The 23,885-nt window shown below is 62.6% G+C and carries 14 protein-coding genes and 1 pseudogene; 8 read left to right on the forward strand and 7 right to left on the reverse strand.

From position 1 onward, the window contains the following. Positions 1–309: 309 nt before the first annotated feature. Complete coding sequence (locus Pan216_RS05485; protein ID WP_145255926.1) at positions 310–2,040, reverse strand: GspE/PulE family protein; 1,731 nt, start codon at positions 2,038–2,040, stop codon at positions 310–312. Between the two features lie 813 nt (positions 2,041–2,853). Here Pan216_RS05485 and Pan216_RS05490 point away from each other — a divergent pair. The 3 genes from Pan216_RS05490 to Pan216_RS05500 all read left to right on the forward strand — a co-directional run bounded on the left by Pan216_RS05490 (position 2,854) and on the right by Pan216_RS05500 (position 8,417). Beyond that, positions 2,854–3,924: a helix-turn-helix domain-containing protein gene (locus Pan216_RS05490; protein ID WP_145255929.1), complete on the forward strand. Its 1,071-nt coding sequence runs from the start codon at positions 2,854–2,856 to the stop codon at positions 3,922–3,924. Next, positions 3,921–6,731 carry a PSD1 and planctomycete cytochrome C domain-containing protein gene (locus Pan216_RS05495; protein ID WP_145255932.1) on the forward strand — a complete coding sequence of 937 codons (2,811 nt, stop codon included), beginning with the start codon at positions 3,921–3,923 and terminating at the stop codon, positions 6,729–6,731. Before Pan216_RS05490 ends, Pan216_RS05495 begins: the two co-directional genes overlap by 4 nt. A 270-nt stretch (positions 6,732–7,001) precedes the next feature. Continuing rightward, positions 7,002–8,417: a DUF1501 domain-containing protein gene (locus tag Pan216_RS05500; RefSeq protein ID WP_145255935.1), complete on the forward strand. Its 1,416-nt coding sequence runs from the start codon at positions 7,002–7,004 to the stop codon at positions 8,415–8,417. Positions 8,418–8,547: 130 nt separating this feature from the next. Here the strand turns inward: Pan216_RS05500 and trxA are convergent, their stop codons facing one another. The 3 genes and pseudogenes from trxA to Pan216_RS28075 all read right to left on the reverse strand — a co-directional run. Then, the gene (gene trxA / locus Pan216_RS05505) at positions 8,548–8,880 is read right to left on the reverse strand and encodes a thioredoxin (RefSeq protein ID WP_145255938.1); all 333 of its coding nucleotides are present in this window, start codon (positions 8,878–8,880) and stop codon (positions 8,548–8,550) included. A 91-nt stretch (positions 8,881–8,971) separates the two neighbouring features. Then, positions 8,972–9,565 (reverse strand): TetR/AcrR family transcriptional regulator, encoded by a 594-nt coding sequence (locus tag Pan216_RS05510; protein ID WP_419193290.1) that lies wholly within the window; start codon positions 9,563–9,565, stop codon positions 8,972–8,974. 148 nt (positions 9,566–9,713) lie between these two features. Next, positions 9,714–9,860: pseudogene (locus Pan216_RS28075) on the reverse strand (SDR family oxidoreductase); the annotation flags it as partial. Positions 9,861–9,982: 122 nt separating this feature from the next. Between Pan216_RS28075 and Pan216_RS05520 the strand changes: the two are divergent. The 5 genes from Pan216_RS05520 to Pan216_RS05540 all read left to right on the forward strand — a co-directional run bounded on the left by Pan216_RS05520 (position 9,983) and on the right by Pan216_RS05540 (position 16,664). After that, positions 9,983–10,537: a sigma-70 family RNA polymerase sigma factor gene (locus Pan216_RS05520; protein ID WP_145255947.1), complete on the forward strand. Its 555-nt coding sequence runs from the start codon at positions 9,983–9,985 to the stop codon at positions 10,535–10,537. After that, complete coding sequence (locus Pan216_RS05525; RefSeq protein WP_145255950.1) at positions 10,538–12,016, forward strand: FecR domain-containing protein; 1,479 nt, start codon at positions 10,538–10,540, stop codon at positions 12,014–12,016. Between the two features lie 198 nt (positions 12,017–12,214). After that, a complete protein-coding gene (locus Pan216_RS05530; protein ID WP_145263661.1) occupies positions 12,215–13,234 on the forward strand; it encodes a DUF1559 domain-containing protein in 1,020 nt (339 codons plus the stop codon). A gap of 291 nt (positions 13,235–13,525) precedes the next feature. After that, positions 13,526–14,464, forward strand: coding sequence for a DUF1559 family PulG-like putative transporter (locus tag Pan216_RS05535; protein ID WP_145255953.1), 939 nt, complete (start codon positions 13,526–13,528; stop codon positions 14,462–14,464). A gap of 103 nt (positions 14,465–14,567) precedes the next feature. Next, a complete protein-coding gene (locus tag Pan216_RS05540; protein WP_145255957.1) occupies positions 14,568–16,664 on the forward strand; it encodes an FAD-dependent oxidoreductase in 2,097 nt (698 codons plus the stop codon). Positions 16,665–16,703: 39 nt separating this feature from the next. Here the strand turns inward: Pan216_RS05540 and Pan216_RS05545 are convergent, their stop codons facing one another. From Pan216_RS05545 to Pan216_RS05555, 3 genes are all read right to left on the reverse strand, one after another. Continuing rightward, positions 16,704–18,164: a c-type cytochrome domain-containing protein gene (locus tag Pan216_RS05545; RefSeq protein WP_145255960.1), complete on the reverse strand. Its 1,461-nt coding sequence runs from the start codon at positions 18,162–18,164 to the stop codon at positions 16,704–16,706. Between the two features lie 8 nt (positions 18,165–18,172). Further along, positions 18,173–21,127: a hypothetical protein gene (locus tag Pan216_RS05550; protein WP_145255963.1), complete on the reverse strand. Its 2,955-nt coding sequence runs from the start codon at positions 21,125–21,127 to the stop codon at positions 18,173–18,175. Positions 21,128–21,218: 91 nt separating this feature from the next. Continuing rightward, positions 21,219–23,714 carry a DUF1549 and DUF1553 domain-containing protein gene (locus Pan216_RS05555; RefSeq protein ID WP_419193291.1) on the reverse strand — a complete coding sequence of 832 codons (2,496 nt, stop codon included), beginning with the start codon at positions 23,712–23,714 and terminating at the stop codon, positions 21,219–21,221. Between the last annotated feature and the right edge of the window lie 171 nt (positions 23,715–23,885).

Here is a 23,885-nt window from a genome sequence, read left to right on the forward strand (position 1 = left end):
GCCGAACAGCTCGGAAACCCCTGATGTGCTCTCTTGGCCTGCCGAATTGTGAGTCTCGTCCTCAGGATTTCAAGCGGAAGGTGTCGGTGGCGGATCTCCCGATAGCGAGGGTGGCGCCGCCGACGACCGCGATCGTCATCAAAATGTCCCGTCCTTCGCGCCCTCCGTCGCGAGTCGCCGTGCCACCGTCTTGGGGAGGTCGTTGGCGGACGATGCCTGCTGGCGTCCGTTCGTGCGAGAGAGGAACGCTCTGGTTCCTTGTCGCGTGGAGTCGGTGTCGCTTCGTCCCCTCGGGTTGGTCGGGGATGGTTACTCCTTGTCCATGCCCGCGACGTCGATGACCTCCTCGATCGAAGTGATTCCCTTAATCGCTTTGATCAAACCATCTTGGAACAACGTTCTCATGCCGTCGGAGCGGGCTTGTCGACGAATGACCAGGTGCGAGGCGCTCTTAAAGGTCAGTTCGCGGATGGCTTGGCTGACGGCCATCAATTCGTAGATGCCGATGCGGCCACGGTATCCACTCTTATTGCACGACTTGCATCCTTTTCCCTTGGAGAAATTGGCTCGCTTGAGCTTGTCGGGATTGATGCCAATCGAGCGCAATTCGTCGGCGGTGGGCGCGACGGGCTCCTTGCATTTCACGCAAACTTTTCGGACGAGTCGCTGGGCGAGGACTGCCATCAAGCTCGAGGCGACGAGGAACGGCTGGACTCCCATGTCGATCAAACGTGTCACGGATCCGGGCGCATCGTTAGTATGAAGTGTACTGAAAACCAAGTGTCCAGTGAGCGATGCTTGGATCGCGATCTCTGCTGTCTCCTTGTCGCGGATCTCGCCGACGAGAATGATGTTTGGGGCCTGACGCAGCATCGCCTTGATGATCGACTGGAACGTAAACCCGATCGAAGCTCGCACCTGAACTTGGTTCACTCCAGGTAGGTAATACTCCACCGGGTCCTCGGCGGTGATGATTTTCCGGTCGGGGCGGTTGAGTTCGTTGAGTGCCGCGTAGAGGGTCGTCGTCTTTCCCGATCCGGTCGGCCCGGTGACCAGGAAGATGCCGTTGGGGCGTTTGATGATCCGGCTGAAGCGGCGGTAGTCGTCGTCGCCGAACCCGAGGTCGCGGACGCTGATCTTGATGTTGTCTTGGTCCAAAAGACGCATGACGATCGATTGGCCGTGGTTGGTCGGAAGGACGCTGACGCGGAGGTCGAGAATCTTGCCGCCGAAGTTCGACTTGATCCGGCCGTCCTGGGGACGGCGTTTTTCAGTGATGTCGATCTTCGCGAGAATCTTGATACGGGTCAGCATGGCGCCGAGGAGTCGTCGCGGCGGGCTCTCTTGTTCGACGAGCTGTCCGTCGATCCGGTAGCGGACGCGGACGCGGTCTTCGAACGGCTCGATGTGGACGTCACTGGCTCGTTTTTGGACCGCGTCGCCCACGATGAGGTTCACGAGCCGGACGATCGGGGCCTCGGAGTCGCTCTCGGTGCCGAGGGTTCCCACGTCATCGTCGTCGGCGAGGATCGAATCCGCAGTCATCGTGTCGACGGCGAGCCGCGTCATTTCCTGCATGATCGAGTCGACATTTGACTGATCGCCGCCGAGTCCGTAGTGACGGTTGATCCCGGCGGTGATCGCGTCTTTGGTCCCGAGCGTCAGTTCGACGTCCTGATTGAGGATGAAGCGGAGCTTATCGATAATCGAGATGTCGTCGGGGTCACTGGTGGCGACCGAGAGCGTTCCATTCTGGCGGCTCACGGGCAGTACGTTGTTTTCGCGGGCGACCGATTCGGGAACGAGTTCGATGACATCCGGCGGGACGTCGTGGTCCTCGAGATCGATGAAGGAGAGGTGACGCTCCTGGGCGACCGCCTGGAGTACCTCGGCTTCGTTCAGGTGGCCGAGTTCGACGAAGGCATCGCGGAGTTTGGTGCCTTGGGATTGGGCGTGGGCTAGCGCCTCTGCTCTTTGTGCGGCGGAGATCTTGTTCTTCTGGATCAGAATGTCCGCGAAATCGCCCCGTCCTGTTGCCATTGCTGACTCTCGTGGCTCGAATCAGGTGACCAAGGAAGTGTGCCGCCTCGCCCCGGTTTATTCGGCGAAAACGGCTCCCCAATGGTGGGTTCGTCTCCGTGGCACCTAGGTTGCAGAATAATAATTCGCCAGACTACCGATCGGTCTGGAGACGTGCAAGCAAATCCAATCGCGGTCGAGTCGATGGCTCGTGAACCCGCCCGACGCGGTTCCATCATCGCGTGCGGCCAGGCGTCCGATTTCGACCTCTTTCCGTCGATTATCTTCTATTTTGGTTCGAAAACGACCCGATTCTGTCCCGTTTTCGGCGCGAATCGCTCCCGTTTGGCAACGATTCCCGCCCCATTCGGCCCACGAAGACCGATCGGGCCGCGACAGCTTTTCCCCGAGACCACTTCCGCTGAGTGTCAAAAGGATGGCAGGCCTGTCGCCGAGCGACGTTGGCGCCGGGGTGGTCGTGATTGGCGAGCGGGGTACGCCCGTCCCTCGACACCGGGTGATATAAGGATCGCCGGGCGCGGAGCATCACGATTCGCGCATCCTGTTTCAGTTTTCGCGCATCTCCCGCGAGCATGCTGGTGCTGTGACCGACACATCATCTTCTCAGATCGCGGTTCGTGAATCAAGCGGTACGTGGGCCGTAATGCTTTTGAGTGACATGTGTTAAGCTGGTTCGCGGGCGCTTCGCTTCGGTGGCGAGACTCGGTGCTTCGCGCTCGTGAGACATTCGAACGGGCCCGATGGACAGTCTTTGGCTTGCTTGATTGGCGCGGAAAGCCCGGTTATCGTTGAACGACGGGGTTCGCCAAGCCAATGAGCATTGCCAGCAAGAAGTCCTCCATTGATCGGCGGAGCGCCATGGTCAGCGATGCGCGTCGAATCATCGGTCGAGCGATTGAGACGGTCCAGGGGCGAGAGCGGGAACAGATTTGTCGCGGCACCATGGCCGGGGACATGCCCGATCCCCAGTTCCGCTTCAACGTCCAGTTTGTCGAGCATCGAGAGCCGTTCCCGATGCACGCCCACGAGTACGCCGAACTCGTCTTTGTTCTCGGCGGCAGCGCCTTGCACCGCACCGACGGTGAGGACTTTCCCATCAATCTCGGCGATGTCTTCGTCATCAAAGGGGCGGAGCGACATGGCTTCGGCGATCCGCGCCGGCTGAAACTCTGCAACGTGATGTTCGACCCCGAGTCCTTCTTCGCTGGCGAACGCGACTTGGAATGCTTGATGGGATTCCACGCCCTGTTCGATCTCGAGCCCCAGTCCCGGGGGGGCCGCGGGTTCCGCTCGCGGCTACGGCTCAGTGCGAGCGAGTTGGCGGAGCTACAACCTCTCTTGGTGAGGATGCGTACGGAACTCGAGCAGCGGGCCGAGGGTTGGCGGACGCTGATCCGCGGTCACTTCCTCGTGCTCGTCTCGGCGTTGGCTCGGCTCTACGCCCAGCAAAGTCAGAACGCCCAAGCGCCGATCGTCAACATGGCCAACGTCGTCTCCCATATCCAGCGAACCTTTCGCGGACCGCTGCGCATTGAGGAGTTGGCCAAGATCGCCCATCTCTCTCCCAGCCAGTTCCGGCGAAACTTCAAGCGGACCTACCAGGTGACGCCGGTCCAATTCATCAACGAACTGCGGGTCCACGAAGCCTGCGAACTTCTGCGTCGTCCACAAGCGGAGATCAAGCGGATCGCCGCCGAGACCGGATTTGCCAGCAGTTCCTTCTTCGCGACCCAGTTCAAACGCATCACCGGGCTCAGCCCCTCAGAGTATCGCCGACGACACGTCTCGGGTTTGTCCGAGCGGGAACCGGTCGGCGGGAACGGATTTCGCCAACCCCGGCTCTCCCCGGCCGCGGTTGCCGGTCAAAAGAGGCAAACGCGATGAGCAGCTTGATGTTCTCCGTGCCGACCACAGCCCACTCCGAGCACCACGCCGGTCGTTCCGCATTGGCGACCTTGGGCGATCGAGGGTTGCGCCTTGGGCGGCTGTTGCTGGCGACCGCCTTCTTCAGTTTCACCGCCCGCCAGCTCCTCGCGGAGGAAACGCCCTCTTCCGCGACACCCCAGGCCACCTTGTCAGCGACCTCCTCGGCGCACGAGCACTTCGTCCAGACGATCAAGCCGCTCCTCGCGAAGAAATGCTTCGGCTGTCACAACGCCGAGGATGCCGAGGGGGAACTCGATCTCACCAGTCGCGAGGCGATGATGCGCGGCGGCGCGTCGGGAGATCCGGCGGTCGTCGCCGGCGACGCGTCGAGGAGTCCGCTCCACGATGCCGTCACTTGGGAGGGGGACTATCAGATGCCTCCCAAGGAACGCAACCGGCTCACCAGAGATGAGGTCACGCTGCTGCGTGATTGGGTCAATGCCGGCGCCCTTTGGCCGAGCGAGAAGGAGATCCTCGCCCTCGAAGCCGACGCGAAGTGGAGCTATAAGCCCGAGGATTTGTGGGCATTCCGACCGTTAATCAGCCCCGAGGTGCCGACCGTCGAAGGTGTCAGCCACCCGATCGACGCCTTCATCAAGGCCCGTCTTGAGAAAGAAGGGCTCGCCCCGGCGCCGCGCGCCGATCGGTTGACGCTGATTCGTCGCGCGACGTTCGATCTGACCGGGTTACCTCCAACGCCCGAGGAGATCGAGGCATTCCTTAACGACACCTCCGAGGACGCGTACGAGAAGCTCCTCGACCGCTTGCTCGAATCGCCACGCTACGGCGAGCAGTGGGGACGCCATTGGCTCGACGTGGCACGCTACGCCGACACGGCTGGGTTCGCCAACGATTGGGAACGGCCCGGAGCGTGGCGCTACCGCGACTACGTCATCCGCAGTTTCAACGAAGACAAGCCCTACGACCGGTTCGTGCTCGAACAGATCGCCGGCGACGAGCTCGATCCGAGCGATCCCGATTGCCAAATCGCGACCGGATTTCTGCGGATGGGCCCCTGGGAACACACGGGGATGAGTGTCGCGGCCGTCACCAGGCAACTCTTTCTCGACGACGTGACCAACAGCGTCGGCCAGTCGTTCCTCGGCCTTGGGCTCGGCTGTGCGAAGTGTCACGATCACAAGTTCGACCCGATTCCCCAGCGCGACTACTACCGCATGCAAGCGGTCTTCGCGCCCGTGCAGTTCGACGACAAGAACGTTCCTTTTCAGGCCCACGAGAACACGAGTCATGTCGAACAGGAGCGGGAGCGCATCGCTCGGCTCAAGGCGGAGGTCAATCGGAAACTGGCGCCGATCAACGCGACGCGGGCGAAGGCGGTCGAGGCGCACTTGGCCGAGAAGGGCGTCACCAAGGAGAAGGATCTGCCTCGGGATGAGCGTCCCGATCGCAACTACGGCCTGACGCCAACCCAAATGGGGCTCAAGAAGGTCTACAACAAGTGGAACCAGGTCTACGCGAAGTCGCTGCAAACTTATCAGCCGATCGCGTTTTCGGTCCGAAACGGGCCTTTCTCCGGCTATCGGAACCACCCCGGCCAGAAGATGAAACAACGGGAGCAGGGGCCGGTGATGGCGGTCTTTGTCCTCGCGGGAGGGGCGCTCGAGTCGCCGGGAGAGAAGGTTGGCCCTGGCGTCCTCAGTACCATTCCCGCCTCGGCCGAGGGGCCCGCACAGGAGGGATCGGCGACGATCGGCGCGACGATGAAGGGGCGCCGGCTCGACTTCGCTCGCTGGATCGCCAGTCGTGACAATCCATTGACACCGCGGGTGATGGTCAACCGGATTTGGCAGTATCACTTTGGAGCCGGCATCGCGGCCAACGCCAACAACCTCGGAAAAATGGGAAAGAAGCCGAGCCATCCGGAGCTGCTCGACTGGCTCGCCGGCGAGTTCCTCGCGAGGGGTTGGAGCGTCAAGGAGATGCACCGGCTGATCATGACGTCCGAGGCCTACCGCCGGGGAAGCGAGCATCCCGATCCCGAGAAGCTGGCGAAGGTCGATCCGGACAACACGCTCCTGGCCGCTTTCACGCCGCGACGGCTCTCGGCCGAGGAACTGCGCGACGGCATCCTTTCGATCGCCGGGCTTCTCAGCATGGAGATGGGCGGTCCCGGCGTGCACGCCGATCTTCATCGCGAGGTGGCCCTTCAGCCGCGGCACATCATGGGGACGGTTGCCCCGTCCTACCAGGCCGCTCCCGATCCGAGACAGCGCAATCGGCGGACGATCTACGCCGCCAAGATCCGGACACTCGGCGATCCCTTCCTGGAGGTCTTTAACCGTCCAACCGCCGATGTCTCTTGCGAACGACGCGACATCTCGACGGTCACGCCGCAGGTCTTCGCCCTCTTCAATGGCGAGCTCTCCCACGAGTGGGCCCTCGCGATGGCTTGCCGGCTCTGCGAGGAGGCCCGCCAACCGAAGGAGCGGGTGACCCGCGCGTTTCGACTCTGTTTCGGACGTGTGCCCGACGAAGGTGAGCTCTCGTGGTGTCTCGAGCACGTTCGCGCCATGCGAGCACGTCACGAGAAGGAGCTTCGGCCGACGAGATCGCCTCAGAAGGAAGTGACACGTTCCTCCCAGGAGGAGTTGACCGGGGAGCTGTTTACCTTCACCGAACCGTTGGACCGAGCGAGTCGGTACGAGCCGAACGTCGCCCCCGAGAAGAAAACGCCCGAGACCCTCGCGTGGGCCGACTTGTGCCTGGTGCTGCTCAACGCGAATGAGTTCGTCTACGTCTATTGACGTGCCTTGAGTGAGTTCGTGGGTCATCAGGGCCCGTCGTGGGTAGTTGACGTGATGTTTGACGGGTGTCCCCAGTGGCGTGTCCGCCGGGGGAGCGCGACCACGAGAGTTGCCTGATGACGCCAACGTTGTTCTGGAAAGCGACGATTGCTCCAGTGCCTCTTGCATGCTTCGCATGCCCTGATTGACGAGCAATCTGGGGCACCCAAGCCCGTGAGGCGCCACGTGACGATGGTCGATGAGCCACGACGAAGAACGGGAACCGAACCGATGAATCGACGACTTGCGGCCGCCGGGCTGACGCGACGGGACTTCCTCTATGGGCTCGGGTCGACACTTGGCTCGGTCGCGTTCACGGGGCTCCTCGCCCAGGAAGAGGCGCGGGCGGGCAAGTTGGCCGCGAAAGAGCCGCATCATCCCGCCAAGGCCAAGGCGTGTATCTTCCTCTTCATGGAGGGTGGGCCGAGTCATCTCGACACGTTCGATCCGAAGCCCAAGCTCCACGAACTGCACGGCAAGGCCTTCACCCGCGAAGACAAGTTCGCCTCGGCGATGGCCAGCGGCAATCGCTACTACGTCGAGAGCCCCTTCAAGTTCCGCAAGGCGGGGAGCCTCGGCATCGAGATCAACGAGCACTACGCCCACCTGGCCGACTGCGTCGACGACATGTGTTTCTACCGTGGTTGCGTCGGCGAATCGATCAACCATCCGACCGCTTGCTACCACATGAACACGGGCAATCGCTTCGGGGGCGATCCGGCGATCGGCGGCTGGGTCACGTATGGGCTGGGGACCGAGAACGAGAACCTGCCCTCCTTCGTCGTGTTGCCCGAGGTCTCCTATCCGCAGGGGGGCGCGGCGAACTGGTCCAACGGCTTTCTGCCGGCGGACTATCAGGCGACTCCGCTTCGGGCCCAGGGCTCGCCGATCCTCGATTTGCAGCCACCCGAGGGAGTGACCCGCGCCGAGCAGCGGGCCAATCTCGATCTCTTGGCTCGGCTCAACAATCGCCACGAGCAAACGCGAGCCAGTCATGCCGACGAATTGGCCGCTCGGATGGCGACATACGAACTCGCTTTCCGCATGCAGGCGGAAGTTCCCGACATCATCGACATCGCCAAGGAGAGCGAAGCGACGCAGGAGCTCTATGGGCTCGACCAAGACGCGACGAAGGATTTTGGTCGTCGTTGTCTCTTGGCGAGACGGCTGGTGGAGCAGGGCGTGCGGTTCATCCAGATCTACAGTTCCGGTTGGGACTCGCACGACTACATCGCGAAAGCCCACGCGAAGCGGATCGAGGCGGTCGACAAACCGATCGCCGGCTTGCTGAAGGACCTCAAGCAACGGGGGCTACTCGACGACACGCTGGTTATTTGCAGCGGGGAGTTTGGACGCTCGCCCGACAACGGCATTCGCGGCGGCAGTGTCGCGTATGGCCGCGATCACAATGCCAAGGCGATGTCGATTTGGATGGCCGGCGGCGGGGTTCCCAGGGGCGCGATCGTTGGGGCGACCGACGAGATTGGCGACCGAGCGGTCGAGTGCGTTCACCCGATCAAGGACCTTCACTGCACGATCCTGCATCTGCTCGGGCTCGACGACAACAAGTTGACCTTTTTCCACGCGGGGCGGTTCAAGCAACTCAGCCAGGTGGGGGGCTCGGTGATCTCGGAATTGGTGGCCTGATCGGCTCGGTCTCCGCGCGATCATTTCTCGCGTCGCATGAGATCCACTTGGAGCTGTTCGGTCCTCGTCAACGAAGAGAGGGATGACCACCAGCGGTCATCCCTCGTTCGAATCAATTCTTCGCGACTGCTTACGCGGCCCCGGTGAGGGCCTTGGCGTAGTTGCCCTTGGGCTGGACGCCGATGAACCGATCGACGACCTCGCCGTTTTGGAAGATCAGCACCGTGGGAATGGAGCTGATACCGTAGGCGGCGGCCGTCTTGGGGTTGTCGTCGACGTTGAGCTTGCCGACTTTGGCTTGTCCTTGGAAGTCGGTGGCGAGTTCTTCGATGACCGGTCCGACCATCTTGCAGGGTCCGCACCAAGGGGCCCAGAAGTCGACAAGGACGGGTTGGCCGCTCTCGAGGACGTCTTGTTGGAATTCGGCATCGGAGAAGGTTTGGGTGGTGTGGGTATCGGCCATGGATCGTTCCTTTCCGTGACAGGAAGAGAGATGCATGAGCGGCCGGGAAACGACCGGTCGTCTCAAAATAATGAAGAGCGCATGCCGACCATCAGCAATGCAGCAACTTCTCGAACAGAACCGAGCGAAAACGATGAAGCGGCTCGGTACTCGCCTCGACTTTCATCCGCATGAGCGAGCCCTCCCAAGCGCTCATCAAGCATTGCGCCAACTCGATCGCGGGGATGTCCCTTCGGACGCTCCCCTCTTCTTGCGCTCGCGCCAGCGAGACCGCGATCGTCTTCTCGGTCTCCTGGAGTGCTTCGGCGAGGGCCGTACGGCAAGGCTCGCTGGTGCCCGCCAGTTCGTTGCCGAGATTGCCAATTAGACAGCCTTCGCAGCAGCCCTGGGCGTCGTAACAGAGGATCTCTTGATCGAAGAACCGTCCAACCGCGTCGAGCGGTGTAGGGGCCTCCCGCAGCGCGTCGTCGAGTTTCCTCTCGATGCGGGCGGCGTAGTAGCGGATGATCTCGACCGCGAAGTCCTCCTTGCTTCGAAAGTAGTTGTAGAAGGAGCCCTTGGGGACGCCGACGGCATCGACGATCTCTTTGAGTCCGGTGCCGTGGTAGCCCTGTTTGAGGAGGGAGCAGAGCCCTTGCTGGATGATCCTCTCCTTGGAGTCGGGGCTGAGTTTTGGTCGTCCCATGGGGTTCCTCATTGTTTCTATCGACAAAGTATATGACCGGTCGTCTTGAAATCAAGCCGATTCAACGGTTCCAAGGGTTTGGTTGGGAGGGTCTTTGGGCTAACCTGCTTCTGAATAACGCGTTGTGGCGGTCGGGGATGGATGCCGATCAGGTCTGCGCAATCCCGCCGTCGACGACCAGTTCCTCGCCAGCCACGTACGAGGAGTCGTCCGACGCGAGGAACAGCGCGGCCTTGGCGATCTCCTGGCCGAAGCGCTTCAGCGCGATCCGTTGCCTGGTGGCTTCCGCGACCTCTTGGACCTGAGCCACGTGGATGTTTGGGTGTTGGTGTTTCTCGGACTCTATCAACGCACGCGGGGAGCTTGAGGAATTTTTGAGAAAATCCAGGGACTTCCACGATTTCTTCATGAGGGGCGATGAAGCCAACGAATGACGACGAGCCTGTGGGGCCGATGCCCGACTTCAGGCGGACGGGGGAATTCGTCCGTCTCTTTTCGGAGTGCGCCCAGCGGCTCTACGCCTACATCCTGACAATGACAGGCCACGATGCGTCGACCGAGGACATCTTTCAGGAGACGAGCGTCCTGCTCTGGCAGAAGTTCGACGACTTCGAGCCGGGCACGGACTTTCTCGCGTGGGCTTGTCGCATCGCGTACCTGCGGGTCTTGAATCATTGGAGTTCGCGGCGGCGAAGTCCCGTCAGTTTCAGCGACGCCCATCCCGGCATCGCCGAGGACGTCGCGGCGATGTCCGAACGGCTCGACGCGGAACTCAAAGCGCTCGCCGACTGCTACCAGGCGCTGCCGCCGGCCGAACGCGAGTTGGTTGACCGGCGTTACGCGCCGGGAGTGAAGACGCGCGAGATCGCCGAGGCGATCGGTAAGCCACTGAGCACCGTCTATCGGATGCTCAACCGCGTCCACGATATGCTCTTCGCTTGCATTGAACGCAAGCTCCTCGAGGAAGCGTGAATGTCGCTCTCGCGCGAGAAGATCGACGAACTGCTCGAACTCCTTTGGCGCGTGCGCGACGACGAAGCGACCGAGGAGGATCGCGAGCGAATTTACGAGCTCATCGCCAGCGACCCGGCGGTGAGGCACTACTACGTCCGCTATTCGATGATTTGTGCGGGCTTGCGGTGGCGCAACGCGGGTGGGATCGATCCGGCGACGATGTCGCTCGCCGATCGCCTTCGGCTTGTCTACCCGTTGGTGAGCGAGCCGAAGCCGCGCCCCAGTGACGAGAAGGTCGGCTGGCTCTGGCAACGGCGGCGCCAGCCCGAACGCGTGGGGAGCCGGCGGTGGATGCTCCCCGTCGCCGCGTGTCTGGTGTTGATAGGGATCACGCTCGCGTTTTGGCGTTCTCAGCCGATCGCCAAGCCAATCGAGATCGCTCGCTTGACGGGCGCCTATCACTGTCGCTGGGACGATGGCGGCTCACCGCGGCTAGGCCGGCATCTCGCTCGCCGGGCGGCCCTTCGTCTGGTGAAGGGAAGGGCGGAAGTCACCTTCGCCACTGGGGCGGTGGTCCGGTTCGCGGCTCCCGCCGAGTTGTTGATCTTAGGGCCGAACGCCGCGCGGCTGACGGAGGGTTCGCTCGTGGCCCGTGCCGGGCGCGAGGCGATGGGGTTCAGCATCGAGACGCCCGGCGCGATCGTGGTTGATCGAGGGACCGAGTTCGGCGTCGCGGTACGTGGTGAGGAGACCGGGATCGCGGTCTTCGAAGGAGTTGTCGACTTGACGGCGTTGGCCCCCGACGGCTCCGCGGTGGAGACGATCACGGCGCGGGCGGGTGAAGGGGCACGCTGGAGACCAGGAGCCGAACGCATCGAGGCTTCCACGACGTTGGCCCGTCGCTTCGAAAGTCTGCGAAGACCGTTGCCGCCTGGAATCGCGGCGTTGGATGGCAGCATCACGTTCGAACCGCGGATGCCCGCGTCGGTCGTTCCCGGCGGATTTGAACGCAACGGGATTCGCCTCTTCCTCGAGCAAGAGGAGATCGTGCTACCCGAAGAGGTGACGCTGACCACCACTTCGACCGGGTATGCGGCGGCTCCGTTCACCGCGCCCGTCGCGACGGTCGAGTCGGGACGGCGTGTGAGAAGCTACCTAGTTCACCTCGACGAGATCGGGTGGGGCCAGGGAGTTGAGCGACGAGCGACCGTCTCGTTCGATGCGCCGATCATCGGACTGGCGATGACGGATGAACATCTCGCGCAGAGTGATCGAGTCCTGGGGAGCGAGGACGTCGAGTATCGGCTGAGCCGTCGAGGGCTCGACTCGCATCGGTCCGAGACGAAGGACTCCGTGATTCTGAGCGCGGATCGGCACACGCTGCAGATGACCCTCTATGGGGGAAGTACCGGTCGGGGGAATGATCAGATTCGGGTGGTCGTCGATCTGGGGAACCCGAGTCTATTTGGGCGTCTGCAGTCGTTTTTCGGTTGGTAGCAAAATTTTGTGACCAACCTGCTCGCAGTTGGGACTTAGCAAGGGGAGGGGAACGGGCTCGCACGAGACCTCCTCTTGCACGTCACGTCATGGTGGACTCACGCCGCCATCGGCACATTCTTGGTGCCTCGCGGACCGTCGAAACACGCGGCACTCGAACGTTTCGACCGTCCGCCAAGACTTGGGGGGGAAGCGGAGATGCGCAGAGGCATCGGGGGCTTCACGCTCGTGGAGCTCCTCGTCGTCATCGCGATCATCGGTGTTTTCGTCGGGCTTCTCTTGCCCGCCATGCGCCAGGCGCGCGCGTCGGCGGACCGGCGTCGCTGCGCCGATCGTTGCCGCCAAATCGGTCTGGCGCTGGGGAACTACGTCAACAGCTTCGGGGTGTTCCCGCCGGGGGCGGTCAATCGCCAGGTGGGGATCTATCTCGGCGACGATCGGATCGACGCGTCCAGCGACACGAGTGACCCCGGGGCTCCCTGGACCGTGATGATCCTTCCCTTCCTGGATCAGCAGTCGCTCCATGATCGATTCAACTTCTCCGCGTCGTTCAGCGTCCATGCCGACCAGCGTGGTCGGGGCGCCAATTCCGAGCATCAGTGGCAACCGCTCTCGATCTATCAGTGTCCCTCGGACCCGACCGTTGGCGGGGCTGCGACCGGACTGAGTTACTTTGGCGTCCAAGGGGGCGGGGCCAACGCCGACGGCTGGCACGACGGCGCGAATAATCATCCTCCGCCCGCAGCACCCGGCAACAGTCAAGAGCGACGCGTCACCTTTGACAACGGCGTCATGTATCCCAACTCGAATGTTAGCCCTTCGCGAGTGCGCGACGGTCTGTCGAAGACCTTCGTGGTCGGCGAACAGAGATTCCAACTGAATCGAACGAAGCTACAGAACATTGGTGGCATGCCGTGGTTTCATTTCACGTGGGCCAGCGGGGATCGCAACAGCAACGCTCATGCTATGCCGACCACCGTGGCCGCATGTGTCGATCCCATTAACCGGCCACAAGGGCGATACTACGACGGCATCGATCCGGCCATCTACGGTATCGACCATCCGTCGGAGATCGCGGGACATCAGACGCGAACATTCGGGAGTTTTCACGAGGGGGGATGCCACTTCGTGATGGGGGACGCGTCCGTTCGTTTCGTCGACGAAACGATCGATTTGGGGCTCTACCGTCGGCTCGGGAACCGAAGGAGTCGCGACTAGGGTTTCGTTCGACCGAAAAATTCGGGTGCCACTGGCTGCTTGCCAGCCAGTGAGTGCGGGGTGCCGTGTTCACGCTTGCGTGGACACGTGGGGGACGCCTCTTCGACCATTAGAGATCCGGGGCATTTGATAGAATTGTCATCCACGGAATGTCTCGGTGAGGCCTGCGTCACTCGGTGCAAGCCTTTCGGTGACAGTTGCTTAGTGAATCGTAGAGAGATGCGTTGAGAGCGGGCCTTGTGCTCTGCTAAGACTCAACCGGGGAACGCACCAGGGGGATTGGGGGATAAGATGAGAAGTCGTCGCGGATTCACACTTGTGGAACTCTTAGTGGTCATCGCCATTATCGGAGTCCTTGTCGCTCTTTTGTTGCCGGCCGTGCAGCAGGCACGCGAGGCGGCCCGCCGGGCGCAGTGCAACTCGAAGATGAAGCAGATCGGCGTGGCGCTTCACAACTATCTGGATAGTCACGGCGTTCTTCCGCCCTCGACGACCGCGCCAATCGGCACGGGCACCGCGGGTTGGTGTAGCACGGGGACGGCGTCATCCGGGTTGCCTTGGACGGTACATCTGTTGCCGTTTCTCGATCAACAGGCTCTATTCGACCTATTCGATTTGGACGGCACCTCGATCTCGTCGACGAATGTCACTGCCGGAGTGCCGACCGCCAATCGGAACGCCTTCCTGCGAGGCGTGGCCGCCTACCAGTGCCCGTCCGATCCGAGCGCCGGAGCGAACACGCCGTCGCTACTGAGTTATTTTGGAGTCCAAGGCGGCGGCACGACCCCCGATTGCAACGCGACAGGCCCGGGGTTGACGCGGGTCTTCAACGTCAACGGGATGATCTACACCAACTCGTCGATCCGGCCCGCCCACGTGACCGACGGGATGTCGAAGGTCTTCATGGTCGGCGAGACCAAGTACCAACTCACGCCTCGCGGTCGGGCCGACGGGATCCACATGGGGTGGGCCTCTAGCGACAAGTTCGACGCTTGGGCGATGCCGACGACGACCGCTTCGGCTCAGATGTCGATCAATCTCTTTCCCGGCGACGGTAGCGATCACGACACGATCACCCAGCAGAGTCGTGTTTTTGGGAGTCACCACGAAGGAGGCTGTCACTTCTTGATGGGGGATGCGGCTATCAAGTTCGTTTCCGAGAACATTGACGAGTCTGTCTACTTTCAAGTCGCGATCCGAGACGATTTGGAGCCCAAGGAAGGTCTTTGATGGTCGGGGTGTCCGATTTTGGTCACAATGGCTCTACAAGGTGGGGCTTGGGCCGAGATCCCGCCGAACATCGTGATTCTTCTCCATGGGAAAGCGCAACCGCATGATCAAAACGTTCCGCGCCGTCTGCTCCTTGCGAGCAGTCTCGGCGGCCACGCTATTCTTGGCATCAATCACCTCGTTGCCGGCGGCGGAAAGCAAACCTCACGACGTGGTCATCTACGGGGGAACCTCGGCCGCGATTGCCGCGGCGGTGCAGGTCGCCCGGATGGGCAAGAGCGTGATCATCGTCAGTCCCGACAAGCACCTCGGCGGCCTTTCCAGCGGCGGACTCGGCTGGACCGACTCGGGACGCAAGGAGGCGATCGGCGGCATCTCGCGCGAGTTCTACCAGCGCGTCAAGAAGCACTACGACAAACCCGAGGCGTGGATCCAACAAAAGCCCGAGAAGTACAGCCGGTACCGTCCCAAGGATGACGCGATGTGGGTCTTCGAACCGCGCGTCGCCGAACAGGTCTTCGAGGACCTGGTCAAGGAACACGGCATCGAGGTCGTGCGCGAGGAGTTCCTCGATCGCGAAAGCGGCGTCAAGAAGGATGGCTCCCGCATCGAGGCGATCACGACTCTCTCGGGAAACACCTATCCCGGCAAGATCTTCATGGACACGACCTACGAAGGTGACTTGCTCGCGGCGGCCGGCGTCGGCTTTCACGTCGGACGAGAGCCCAACAGCAAGTACGGCGAGACGCTCAACGGCGTGCAGGCCCGGCGTGCCCGTTCCCACCAGTTCGATGCTCCGGTCGATCCCTACATCGTCCCCGGCGATCCCTCCTCGGGACTCTTGCCCAACATCCATCCGGGACCGCCTGGCAAGGAGGGGGAGGGTGACGATCGGGTGCAGGCCTACAACTTCCGCATGTGCCTGACGACCGCTCCCGACAACCTGGTGCCGTTTCCCAAGCCCGACAACTACGACCCGATGAACTATGAGCTACTGCGTCGCTATCTCGACACCGGCTGGAAGGGCGTTTTCAACAAGTTCGACCCGGCGCCGAACTACAAGACCGACACGAACAACCACGGGGCCTTTTCGACCGACTACATCGGCAAGAACTACGACTATCCCGAGGCGTCGTATGATCGCCGCCGCGAGATCATCAAGGAGCACGAGGATTACCAGAAGGGGTGGCTCTACTTCCTGGCCAACGACCCGCGCGTCCCGAAGGACATTTCCGAGAAGATGAACAAGTGGGGCTTGGCGAAGGACGAGTTCGTCGACAACGGCAATTGGCCCCATCAGATCTACGTTCGTGAAGCTCGTCGCATGGTGAGCGACTTCGTGATGTCCGAGCCCTACCTGCGGGCGCTGAAGCCGACTCCCGAGTCGGTCGGCATGGGCTCCTACAACATGGACTCGCACAACACGCAGCGCTACGTCGACGAGAAGGGGCACGCCCGCAACGAGGGCGACATTCAGGTCAGTCCCGGCGGACCCTATCCGATCAGCTACCGCGCGATCGTGCCGAAGCGGGACGAGTGCACCAACTTGCTCGTCCCCGTTTGTCTGTCGAGTTCGCACATCGCCTACGGGTCGATCCGCATGGAACCGGTCTTCATGGTCCTCGGACAGTCGGCGGCGACCGCGGCCGCCCAGGCTCTCGACCGTGGGGTGCCCGTTCAGGATGTCGACTACGACAAGCTCAAGGAGAGACTGCTCGCCGACGGTCAGGTGCTGGAGATGTCCCGCACGCCGCGACCGCCGTCAGCTCCGCCGGTTCTCTCGCAAGACCTCAAGGGGATCTCGCTCGACGACCAGAAAGCGGTGCTGACCGGGAATTGGGGCCAGGGCCGAACGATCCATCCCTATGTCGATCACGGATATCTTCACGATGGGAACGAAGACAAAGGGAAGAAGACGGCCAGCTTCGAGACGAACCTCAAGCCGGGTAACTACGACGTCCGGATCGCGTACTCGGCGCACAGCAACCGCGCCACCAATGTGCCGGTGACCATTCACCACGCGGACGGTGTCGAGAAGGTGACGCTCAACGAGAAGACTTCGCCCAAGGTGAAGAAGCTCTTTTCCTCGCTCGGCAAGTACCGCTTTAGCGGCGATGCCCCGGCGAAGGTCGTCATCTCCAACGAGGGAACCGATGGCTACGTCATCGTCGATGCCGTGCAGTTTCTTCCCGTCAAGTAGGCGAGTCGCGCTCTCGCGGACATCGGCCGATGGGCTTTCTCACGAGCCCTTCGGCGGCGTCGGTGCCCGTTGTCCGATCAACTTCCCGTCCGCGGTGTTCCAAATCCGCAAAACCCCGTCCTGTCCGCCGGCGATCACGATCTTGCCATCGGCGGTGATGGCGAGGGCATAGACGAAGTCGCTCGATCCCCCCAAGCGCCGAAGTTCCCGGCCGTTGTTGGTATCGTGCATTCGCACGGTGTGGTCGGCGGAGCCCGCGATCGTGTTGGCCGAGTCGCCGAGAAAGTCGATCGCGGTCACCTCTTTGCCGAAGCCCTTGATCGCTCGCATTTGCTTGGTTTCGGGATAGCTCCACAGCTTGATCTCGTTGTCGGCCCCGGCGCTGGCGATCACCTTTCCATCCTTGCGCCACGCGATGCCCAAAACGTGATGGGTGTGACCCTCCATCGAGGCGACTTGCTTGCCGTCGTCGACCGCGAAGACTTTGGCGAACTTGTCGGCGGCTCCCGTCGCGAGGAGTTTTCCATCGGCCGAGTAGTCGATGGACAACACGACATCACTGTGGGGATCGGGTACCCTACGGACCGGTTCGCCCGACGCCACATCCCAGATCCTCAGCTCGCCCGAGGCGGCGGGAACCCCTCCACCCGTGGCCAGGCGCTTGCCGTCGGGACTAAACCCGAGGGCCGTCACCCGATCGCCGAAGATCCCCGGATTGTCGATCGACCCGATGGTCCGTTCGAGTCGCCACGACGGCGCACCGTTCTTGTTGTCGCGTTGCCAGATCTTCACCGTGCGGAAGCCGCCACTGGCGAGACGGTGCCCATCGGGACTGAAGGCAAGGGATGCGATGACGTCGAGATGGGCCGGCGGCCGACCATTAGCGGGAACGACGTTCGTCGTCGCGGGATCGTTCAGTTCCGAAGTCGACTCCGCCGAGGCGACCGGCCCGACGAGGAGCCGGTTCCCCCTCCCGAACGCGAGCCAGGTTCCGTCCGGGCTCAGCGCGACCGCGCGGATCGGATGGGTGTCGGGCGGGAGGGGCTGCCAGTCCATTGTCGCGGCGCTCTTCGACGACTCCTTGCCGCCTTCGTCGATCCATCGCTTGAGTAGCCCGAGTTCCTCGGGTGAGAGCGGGGAGGCGTTCACGTCGTTGTCCAAGGGGGGCATGATCGGCTCTTCGCGATGAGCCGCGACCTTCACGAGCAGGCTCTCGCCCCCCTTTCCCGGAACGAAGGCCGGTCCCGAGTCGCCCCCCTCACGAATCGCGGCGACCGTTTCGAGTGACAGGCTGCCGTCAGCGTCGTTGCCTCGGTGACATGCGGTGCAGTGACTTCGCAGGATCGGAGCGATTTCCTTGTCGAAGCCGATTCCCTGTCGAGTGATCTCGGCGATGGCGATCGGCTTGACATCATCGTCCGCCCCGACGGCCAGGACGGGACAGAACAGGAGAAGCATCAGCGACAGGCGGCGTGCGACTCGTGGGAAGGGGCTGGGCATCGCGGTTCCTACTTCGCGTTGGCGGGCGGTGCTTGGGGAGCGGGCGCCGGGGTGATCTCGACGGTGAGCGTGCGAGCGAGCTTGAGCGTCTGGTTGTTGAACTTGAGCGACAGTTCGATCGGGATCGCGTGACGACCGGTTGGGGTCTCTCGGATCGCGGCGACCTTGAGGAGCGACTCGCTCGATCCCTTCTCGATTGTCGTCGGCGCGGCCGTGAGTCCCTTCACACTGCCCCCAATGGTAGCCTTGAGAGTTACCGGATCCGCGAAGCCGAAGAGGCGTTCGACCGCGAGTGGCACGTCGATCGTGGCCCCTTGCTCGAGCCCGACCACATCGGGGAACTGAGTCCTGACAGGGGCTTCCACGATGGCCAGCGTGATCGAGGGAGAGGGAATCTCGACGCGAATCTTCCTCGGTTTGGCGACGTCGGCGGCTCGCTTGGCAGCGTCCTCGGATTCCTTCTTCGCCTTCTCGAAGGTCGCGAACTGTTCTCGCTGCCGCTTGAGCTGTTGATCGATTCTTGCTTGCTCGGCCTTCGCACGATCGAGGGCCGCGCGGGCCTCGGCGAACTGCTTGGTCAGTGTCGCGATCTCCTTGTCGACGGCCGCCTTCTCCTCGGGCTTGATCGTCGTCAGCTTGGCACGCGCCTCCTTCTCCCGTTGCTCGAGTTGTTTTGTCGCGGCTAGCTGCTTGGTGATCTCTGCCGCGAGGCCCTTCTGTCGCTTATCGACTTCCGCGATCTCTTGGCCAAGGTTGGCGGTCGCCGCGATGGCACGCTTCTTTCGTTCTTCCGCCCGAGCGGCCGCCCCTGGGGTCCGACGATAGGGGACGGTCGCCTGGGCCCGGAGGTACGAACTGAACGTTCCCAGCGGTGCGGCGGACTCGACGGTGACGGCGATCGTGCCCTCCGACTTGTCCTTGGCGATCGTTACCGCCGCCGCTTTTGCCCTCGGGGGGAGGTTGACGGGGGTGAGGACAACGGCTTCCTTGAAGTCGCCGCGCCTCTTGATTCGCACGGGAATCTCGAGCTTTCCGGCCCGCGACGTCTCGAGGATCGGCGTACCGAGTCCGACGGAGAAGGGATAGGACTCCGCCGCTCCGACCCCGAGCATCAACCGGCTTGCCAACCTCGTGTCACCCGAGTGCTGATCGCGCACGGCCGACTCGACCAACGTCCCGGCGCTGGCCTCATGGGTCACTTCCCGCTTGTCGATCGTCGCCTTTCCCACAATGCGCCAGGGGCCCGCGAACGCCGGGGCGTTGTCGTCGGCCCGGAGAATGAGCGATCCGCGCGATTGACCGGGCGCGATCGTGATCGGTGATGCCGAGACGCCCTGAGGCAGGCCCTCCGCGGTGAGGACGATGGGGCCAGAAAAGCCGTCGCGACGAAAGGCGAGAACCTCGACGCGATCGGTTTGGCCACGCCGAAGGAATGTCGACCACAGCGCCGACCGGTTGCGGTCGCTGGTGATTTGCCGCGGAATCGCGATGAGATTGAAGTCGGGGACCGCGCGTCGAATCAGCAAGCGGTAGCCGTCGCGCGCTTTCGTGGAGAGGCCGCCGAACTGATCATAGACGAGAACTCGGTAAGTCCCGTCCTCGGGAATGCTCAACCGAAAGGTCGGATCGTCGGAGTGGGTCGACGTGACGAAATCGGCCCCCGCCGGCACGGCGTCATCGGTTTCGGTGAGTTGGCGTCGGTTGGGAGAGACTTGTTCGACGACGAGGAGGGGATCCGTTGGCTGTCCGAGACGTTGGGCGACGACGTCGATGACGAATTGTTCGCCACGATTGCCATCGAAGAGAAACCAGTCACGATCCGCGGAGTGATCGAAACGCCCGGCGACTTCGCACGGGATGGGGATTCGGTGGGCACTGTCGGGATGATCGTTGGGTTCGTGCTCGCGAACAATCGCTTCGGTCGCGATCCCGAGCCGAAGGGGATTCGAGGGCCCCCGCCGAGCGGGGAGTCGATAGGTGAAGCTGTCGATGAAAGCGTCGCTTACGGGGGGAAAGCTCGTCTCTCGAGGGCGATCGTTTCCGGCGCCGGGAGGAACGTCGACGAGGACGCTGAGCCTTTGTAGGTTCGGGTCGCCGTCGTCTCGCTTGGAACGGGGAGCACCGCCGGGGAGATTGTAGCCGTAGAGGGTGAAGCTCGATCGCCGGCCGGCCGGTCCCGCAAGGGGAAACGCGGAGGTGACTAACGGTTTGGTCGACAGCTCGAGTCGATAGGGATAACGGGCCCCTCCGGCATAGCGGATGTCCTCGACGCGAAGCACGTAGTCGCCATCGGCCGGCAAGAGGGCATGCAACAGTGGGTCCTTGGAGAAGACCGGGCGGCTCTTCGCCAAGGCTTGCCCGTCGGGATCGAGGAGTACGAGTCGGGCTTCGATCTCCGAGTCGATGCGCTGGCCGAGGAGCTGCGCGGTCAGCGATTGGCCCTTCTTGCCTTGGAAGTGATAGAGGTCCTGATCGCCGGGACTGTCGATCCGCCCATTGATTGTCGTGTCGAGTGACACCTCCTGGGCATCGGCGGGCTTGCTGTTGGGTTCCTTCTCTTCGGCCTCGGGGGACAGCCCCACCGCGAAGATTCTCGGGTTGGAGACCCCGAAGTGGCCGACCGCCCTGACTTCGTAGAGGCCCGGTGGGATCTCCTTTGCGATGTTGACGGTAAAGCGATTGGTGACGAGTTGCTCGCCCTCTTCGAAGAGTGCGGGAGCGCGCTTGTGCGGGGTCGCCGAGATGCCCGGATGGGAGAAGAGAAGCCGATCGACCTCGTCGAGGTCAGAGCCCTCGATCGTCACCGCGGTGCTGGTACCCCGTTGGGCCCCCGCGGGCCGAATCGTGGCTAGACGAGCGACAGGTAGGTTCGCGATCGCCGTCCCCGTTAAGAGAACGGTAACGCCGATCGACCACGCGAACGGGATCGTCCGCGCGGGCTTCATGGGTCGGTGAGGCGACATCGGTCCTCCGGTGGTCGCGCGACGGACTTGGGTCCGTGCGAGGTCAGTCGCCAGCGAGTCGATGGATGGTCATTGACGACCGAACGCTGGCTCAGTGGTTGAACAGAAACTCTTTCGAGTTGATGAGGGCCCAAAGGAGATCCTGGAAGGCTTGGTCCTGGCTATCGCGGTGGCTCTCGAGGTGTTGCTTCGCGATCGTCCGTTCCTCCTGGCTTGGAGGACGTGCGAAAACCGTCAGGTAGAGTTCGCGAATCTTCTCGTCGTCCTGCTTTTCCTTCGCGCCGGCGAGGCGAATCGCTCGTCCCTCGGAGGAGTGGAGTTTCTCTTGGACCTCCTTCGAGTTGAGCAGGTGAAGGCTCTGGGCGATCGTCACGTCGCCCGATCGCTCGCATTCGCATGCGCTGCTCGAACGTGGTCGGCCGAAGACTTCCAGGAAGTAACTGTTGACACCGGTGTCGGGTAGCTCGACCGCCCTCGTTCCGGGAGGGACTTTGTCGAACCGGGGGACCGCGCCGGTCGCGTGGCTCACCGCGTCATAGAGGATCTCGGCGGTCAGTCGTCTCGGATAGAACCGCGAGAAATTGCGGGTGTCCTTCGCGTTGTGCGCGTTGGGAGTCGAACTGAGTTGGTACGCATTGGATCGGCAGATCGTCCGCGCTAAGTCCTTGAGGTCGAAGCCGCTCTCCTTGAAGTGTTGAGACATCGAGCGGAGCAGGGCCGGGTTCGACGACGGGTTGGTCACCCGCATGTCATCTTCCGGATCGACCAGGCCGCGTCCGAAGAAGTGCTTCCAGTAGCGGTTGACCAGCGCGGGCGCGAAGTAGGGGTTCTCCTTCGCGGTCATCCAATCGACCAGCGCGTGCCGAGGGTCTTGATCCGCACCGAGGTCGATGGGTTCGCTACCCAGTCCCGTGGGCGCGAGCTGCTTGCCGCTCTTCGGGTTCCGCGCGGAAGCTTTTCCGCGGCGATGGTAGATGCGTGGCTCATCGTCGGTCCGCAGGCCGTTGGTGCCCTGCTTGCGCCCGACGCGAGAGAAGAAGGCGGCGAAGCCGTAGTAGTCGCGCTGGCTCCAGGTCTCGAAGGGGTGGTGATGGCAGCGGGCACACTGGATCCGCATTCCGAGAAAGAGCTGGGCGACGTCCTCGGTCTGTTGTTCCTGAGTCTTGACATCGCGGTACCAAACGACCGGCGGATGATAGGCGGCATCCCCCGAAGCGGTGATGATCTCATGCACGAACCGATCGAAGGGTTTGTTCTCGTCGAGCGAGTCGCGAATCCAGTGGTAGAAGGCGTAGGTGCCCCTGATGTGGCTGTCCTTGCCACGCTTGTTGCGGAGCACCGCACTCCACTTGGTCGCGAAGTTCTCCGCGTAGTCGCGCGAGGCGAGCAGTTCGTCAATCTTGAGGTCACGCTTCGACGGGTTGGTGTCGGCGAGAAACTGCTCCACTTCCTCGACCGTCGGCAGCCGCCCCGCGAGGTCGACGCACACCCGCCGTAGGAACGTCGCATCGTCGCAGCGCGGCGAGGGGGGGATCCCGAGATCCTTGAGCTTGGCGAAGACGTGCTCGTCGATGAAGTTGCGCGGTTGTGGCATCGACGCGATGGGCACCCCGAGTGGAACGCTGCCGCGAAAGACCGCGACGTGTCCTTGGTAGCGGGCCATGATCGCCACGTCACCGGCGGCGCCGAGAGTTTCGACGAGTCCGGTCTCGCTGACCGTCGCCATCTCGGTGTCGTTGGAGTCGTATTGGGCCTCGCGGGTGACGTCGTCACTGCCGCCGTCGTTGTAGTGAGCGACGATCGCCAGTTGCTGGTGTCCGCTCTTGCCGAGCCGGCGCTCCTTGGGGAAGACCTCGATTCGCTCGACGACGGGAGCGTCCTTCGAGCCGAGCGGCATTCCTTGTTCGATCCAGCGACGGAGGAGACGGTACTCGGGCGAGTCGATCGCGAGCCGTTCGCCGCCGCCGTGGGCCATCTTGTTGATGGCTTTCTGGAGCAAGAGGCTGTGATCGGGAGCGGCGGGGAAGACGCGTCGGCCGCCCGCCTCCTTGACGATATACTCGTAGTCCTCCGACGGGACGAATCCCAGGAGCGAGAGCTTGAAGCCGTTCTGGCCGGTTGATTTCCCGTGACATCCACCACCGTTGCACCCGAACTTGGTGAAGATCGGGACGATCTGGTTGGCGAAGTTGATGCTCGGCGGCTGGGTCAAGTCGGTGACCCGCGCCGCGATCGTGGCTCGCTTGCCCGCTGGTCCTTCGGCGATGATCCGCGCCGTTCCCTCCGCCAGTGGAGCGACTTGGCCCGTGCTGTCGATCGTGACGATGCCTCGCGGTTCGGCGTGGTAACTCACCGCGGCGGTCACGTCCTTGGGATCAGCACTGGGCGAGTGAGCGGTGACGATGAGTTGATGCCGAGCGTCCGGCCCGCGAAGGTGGACCTCGGTGTTCGGCTCGAATCGCAGGGATGCGGATTCCTTCGTGTTGGCCGTGTTGGAGGTTGGCGTCGGCGCCGCCGCGACCGCGACCGCGAGGCCCGTGGCAAGTGACGAGACCAATATTCCCAACGTTAAGAAAGTGTTTCGCATCGTCGATCTCCGCATCGATCGGGGATCCGGCTTGGGATGATTCATGCAAGGGGCGTCGTCGCGTGAAGGAGAGAGTCCGTCGTGCGACGGCCTCGCGGAAGAACACAGGTAGGTTCACACAGGCTTGATGTCGTTGATGTTCGCCCACGCCCAACATTGAATTGTGGCTCG

Origin of the sequence: Kolteria novifilia, assembly GCA_007748055.1 — a bacterium.
Taxonomy (GTDB): domain Bacteria; phylum Planctomycetota; class Planctomycetia; order Kolteriales; family Kolteriaceae; genus Kolteria; species Kolteria novifilia.

Bases quoted from the DNA above. Each gene is read 5' to 3' on its own strand.
- Pan216_RS05490 (WP_145255929.1), top strand. From the start codon at position 2,854: ATGAGCATTGCCAGCAAGAAGTCCTCCATTGATCGGCGGAGCGCCATG.
- Pan216_RS05555 (WP_419193291.1), bottom strand. From the start codon at position 23,714: ATGCGAAACACTTTCTTAACGTTGGGAATATTGGTCTCGTCACTTGCC.
- Pan216_RS05545 (WP_145255960.1), bottom strand. From the start codon at position 18,164: ATGCCCAGCCCCTTCCCACGAGTCGCACGCCGCCTGTCGCTGATGCTT.
- Pan216_RS05525 (WP_145255950.1), top strand. From the start codon at position 10,538: ATGTCGCTCTCGCGCGAGAAGATCGACGAACTGCTCGAACTCCTTTGG.
- trxA (WP_145255938.1), bottom strand. From the start codon at position 8,880: ATGGCCGATACCCACACCACCCAAACCTTCTCCGATGCCGAATTCCAA.
- Pan216_RS05495 (WP_145255932.1), top strand. From the start codon at position 3,921: ATGAGCAGCTTGATGTTCTCCGTGCCGACCACAGCCCACTCCGAGCAC.
- Pan216_RS05550 (WP_145255963.1), bottom strand. From the start codon at position 21,127: ATGTCGCCTCACCGACCCATGAAGCCCGCGCGGACGATCCCGTTCGCG.
- Pan216_RS05520 (WP_145255947.1), top strand. From the start codon at position 9,983: ATGAAGCCAACGAATGACGACGAGCCTGTGGGGCCGATGCCCGACTTC.
- Pan216_RS05485 (WP_145255926.1), bottom strand. From the start codon at position 2,040: ATGGCAACAGGACGGGGCGATTTCGCGGACATTCTGATCCAGAAGAAC.
- Pan216_RS05500 (WP_145255935.1), top strand. From the start codon at position 7,002: ATGAATCGACGACTTGCGGCCGCCGGGCTGACGCGACGGGACTTCCTC.
- Pan216_RS05535 (WP_145255953.1), top strand. From the start codon at position 13,526: ATGAGAAGTCGTCGCGGATTCACACTTGTGGAACTCTTAGTGGTCATC.
- Pan216_RS05540 (WP_145255957.1), top strand. From the start codon at position 14,568: ATGATCAAAACGTTCCGCGCCGTCTGCTCCTTGCGAGCAGTCTCGGCG.
- Pan216_RS05530 (WP_145263661.1), top strand. From the start codon at position 12,215: ATGCGCAGAGGCATCGGGGGCTTCACGCTCGTGGAGCTCCTCGTCGTC.
- Pan216_RS05510 (WP_419193290.1), bottom strand. From the start codon at position 9,565: ATGGGACGACCAAAACTCAGCCCCGACTCCAAGGAGAGGATCATCCAG.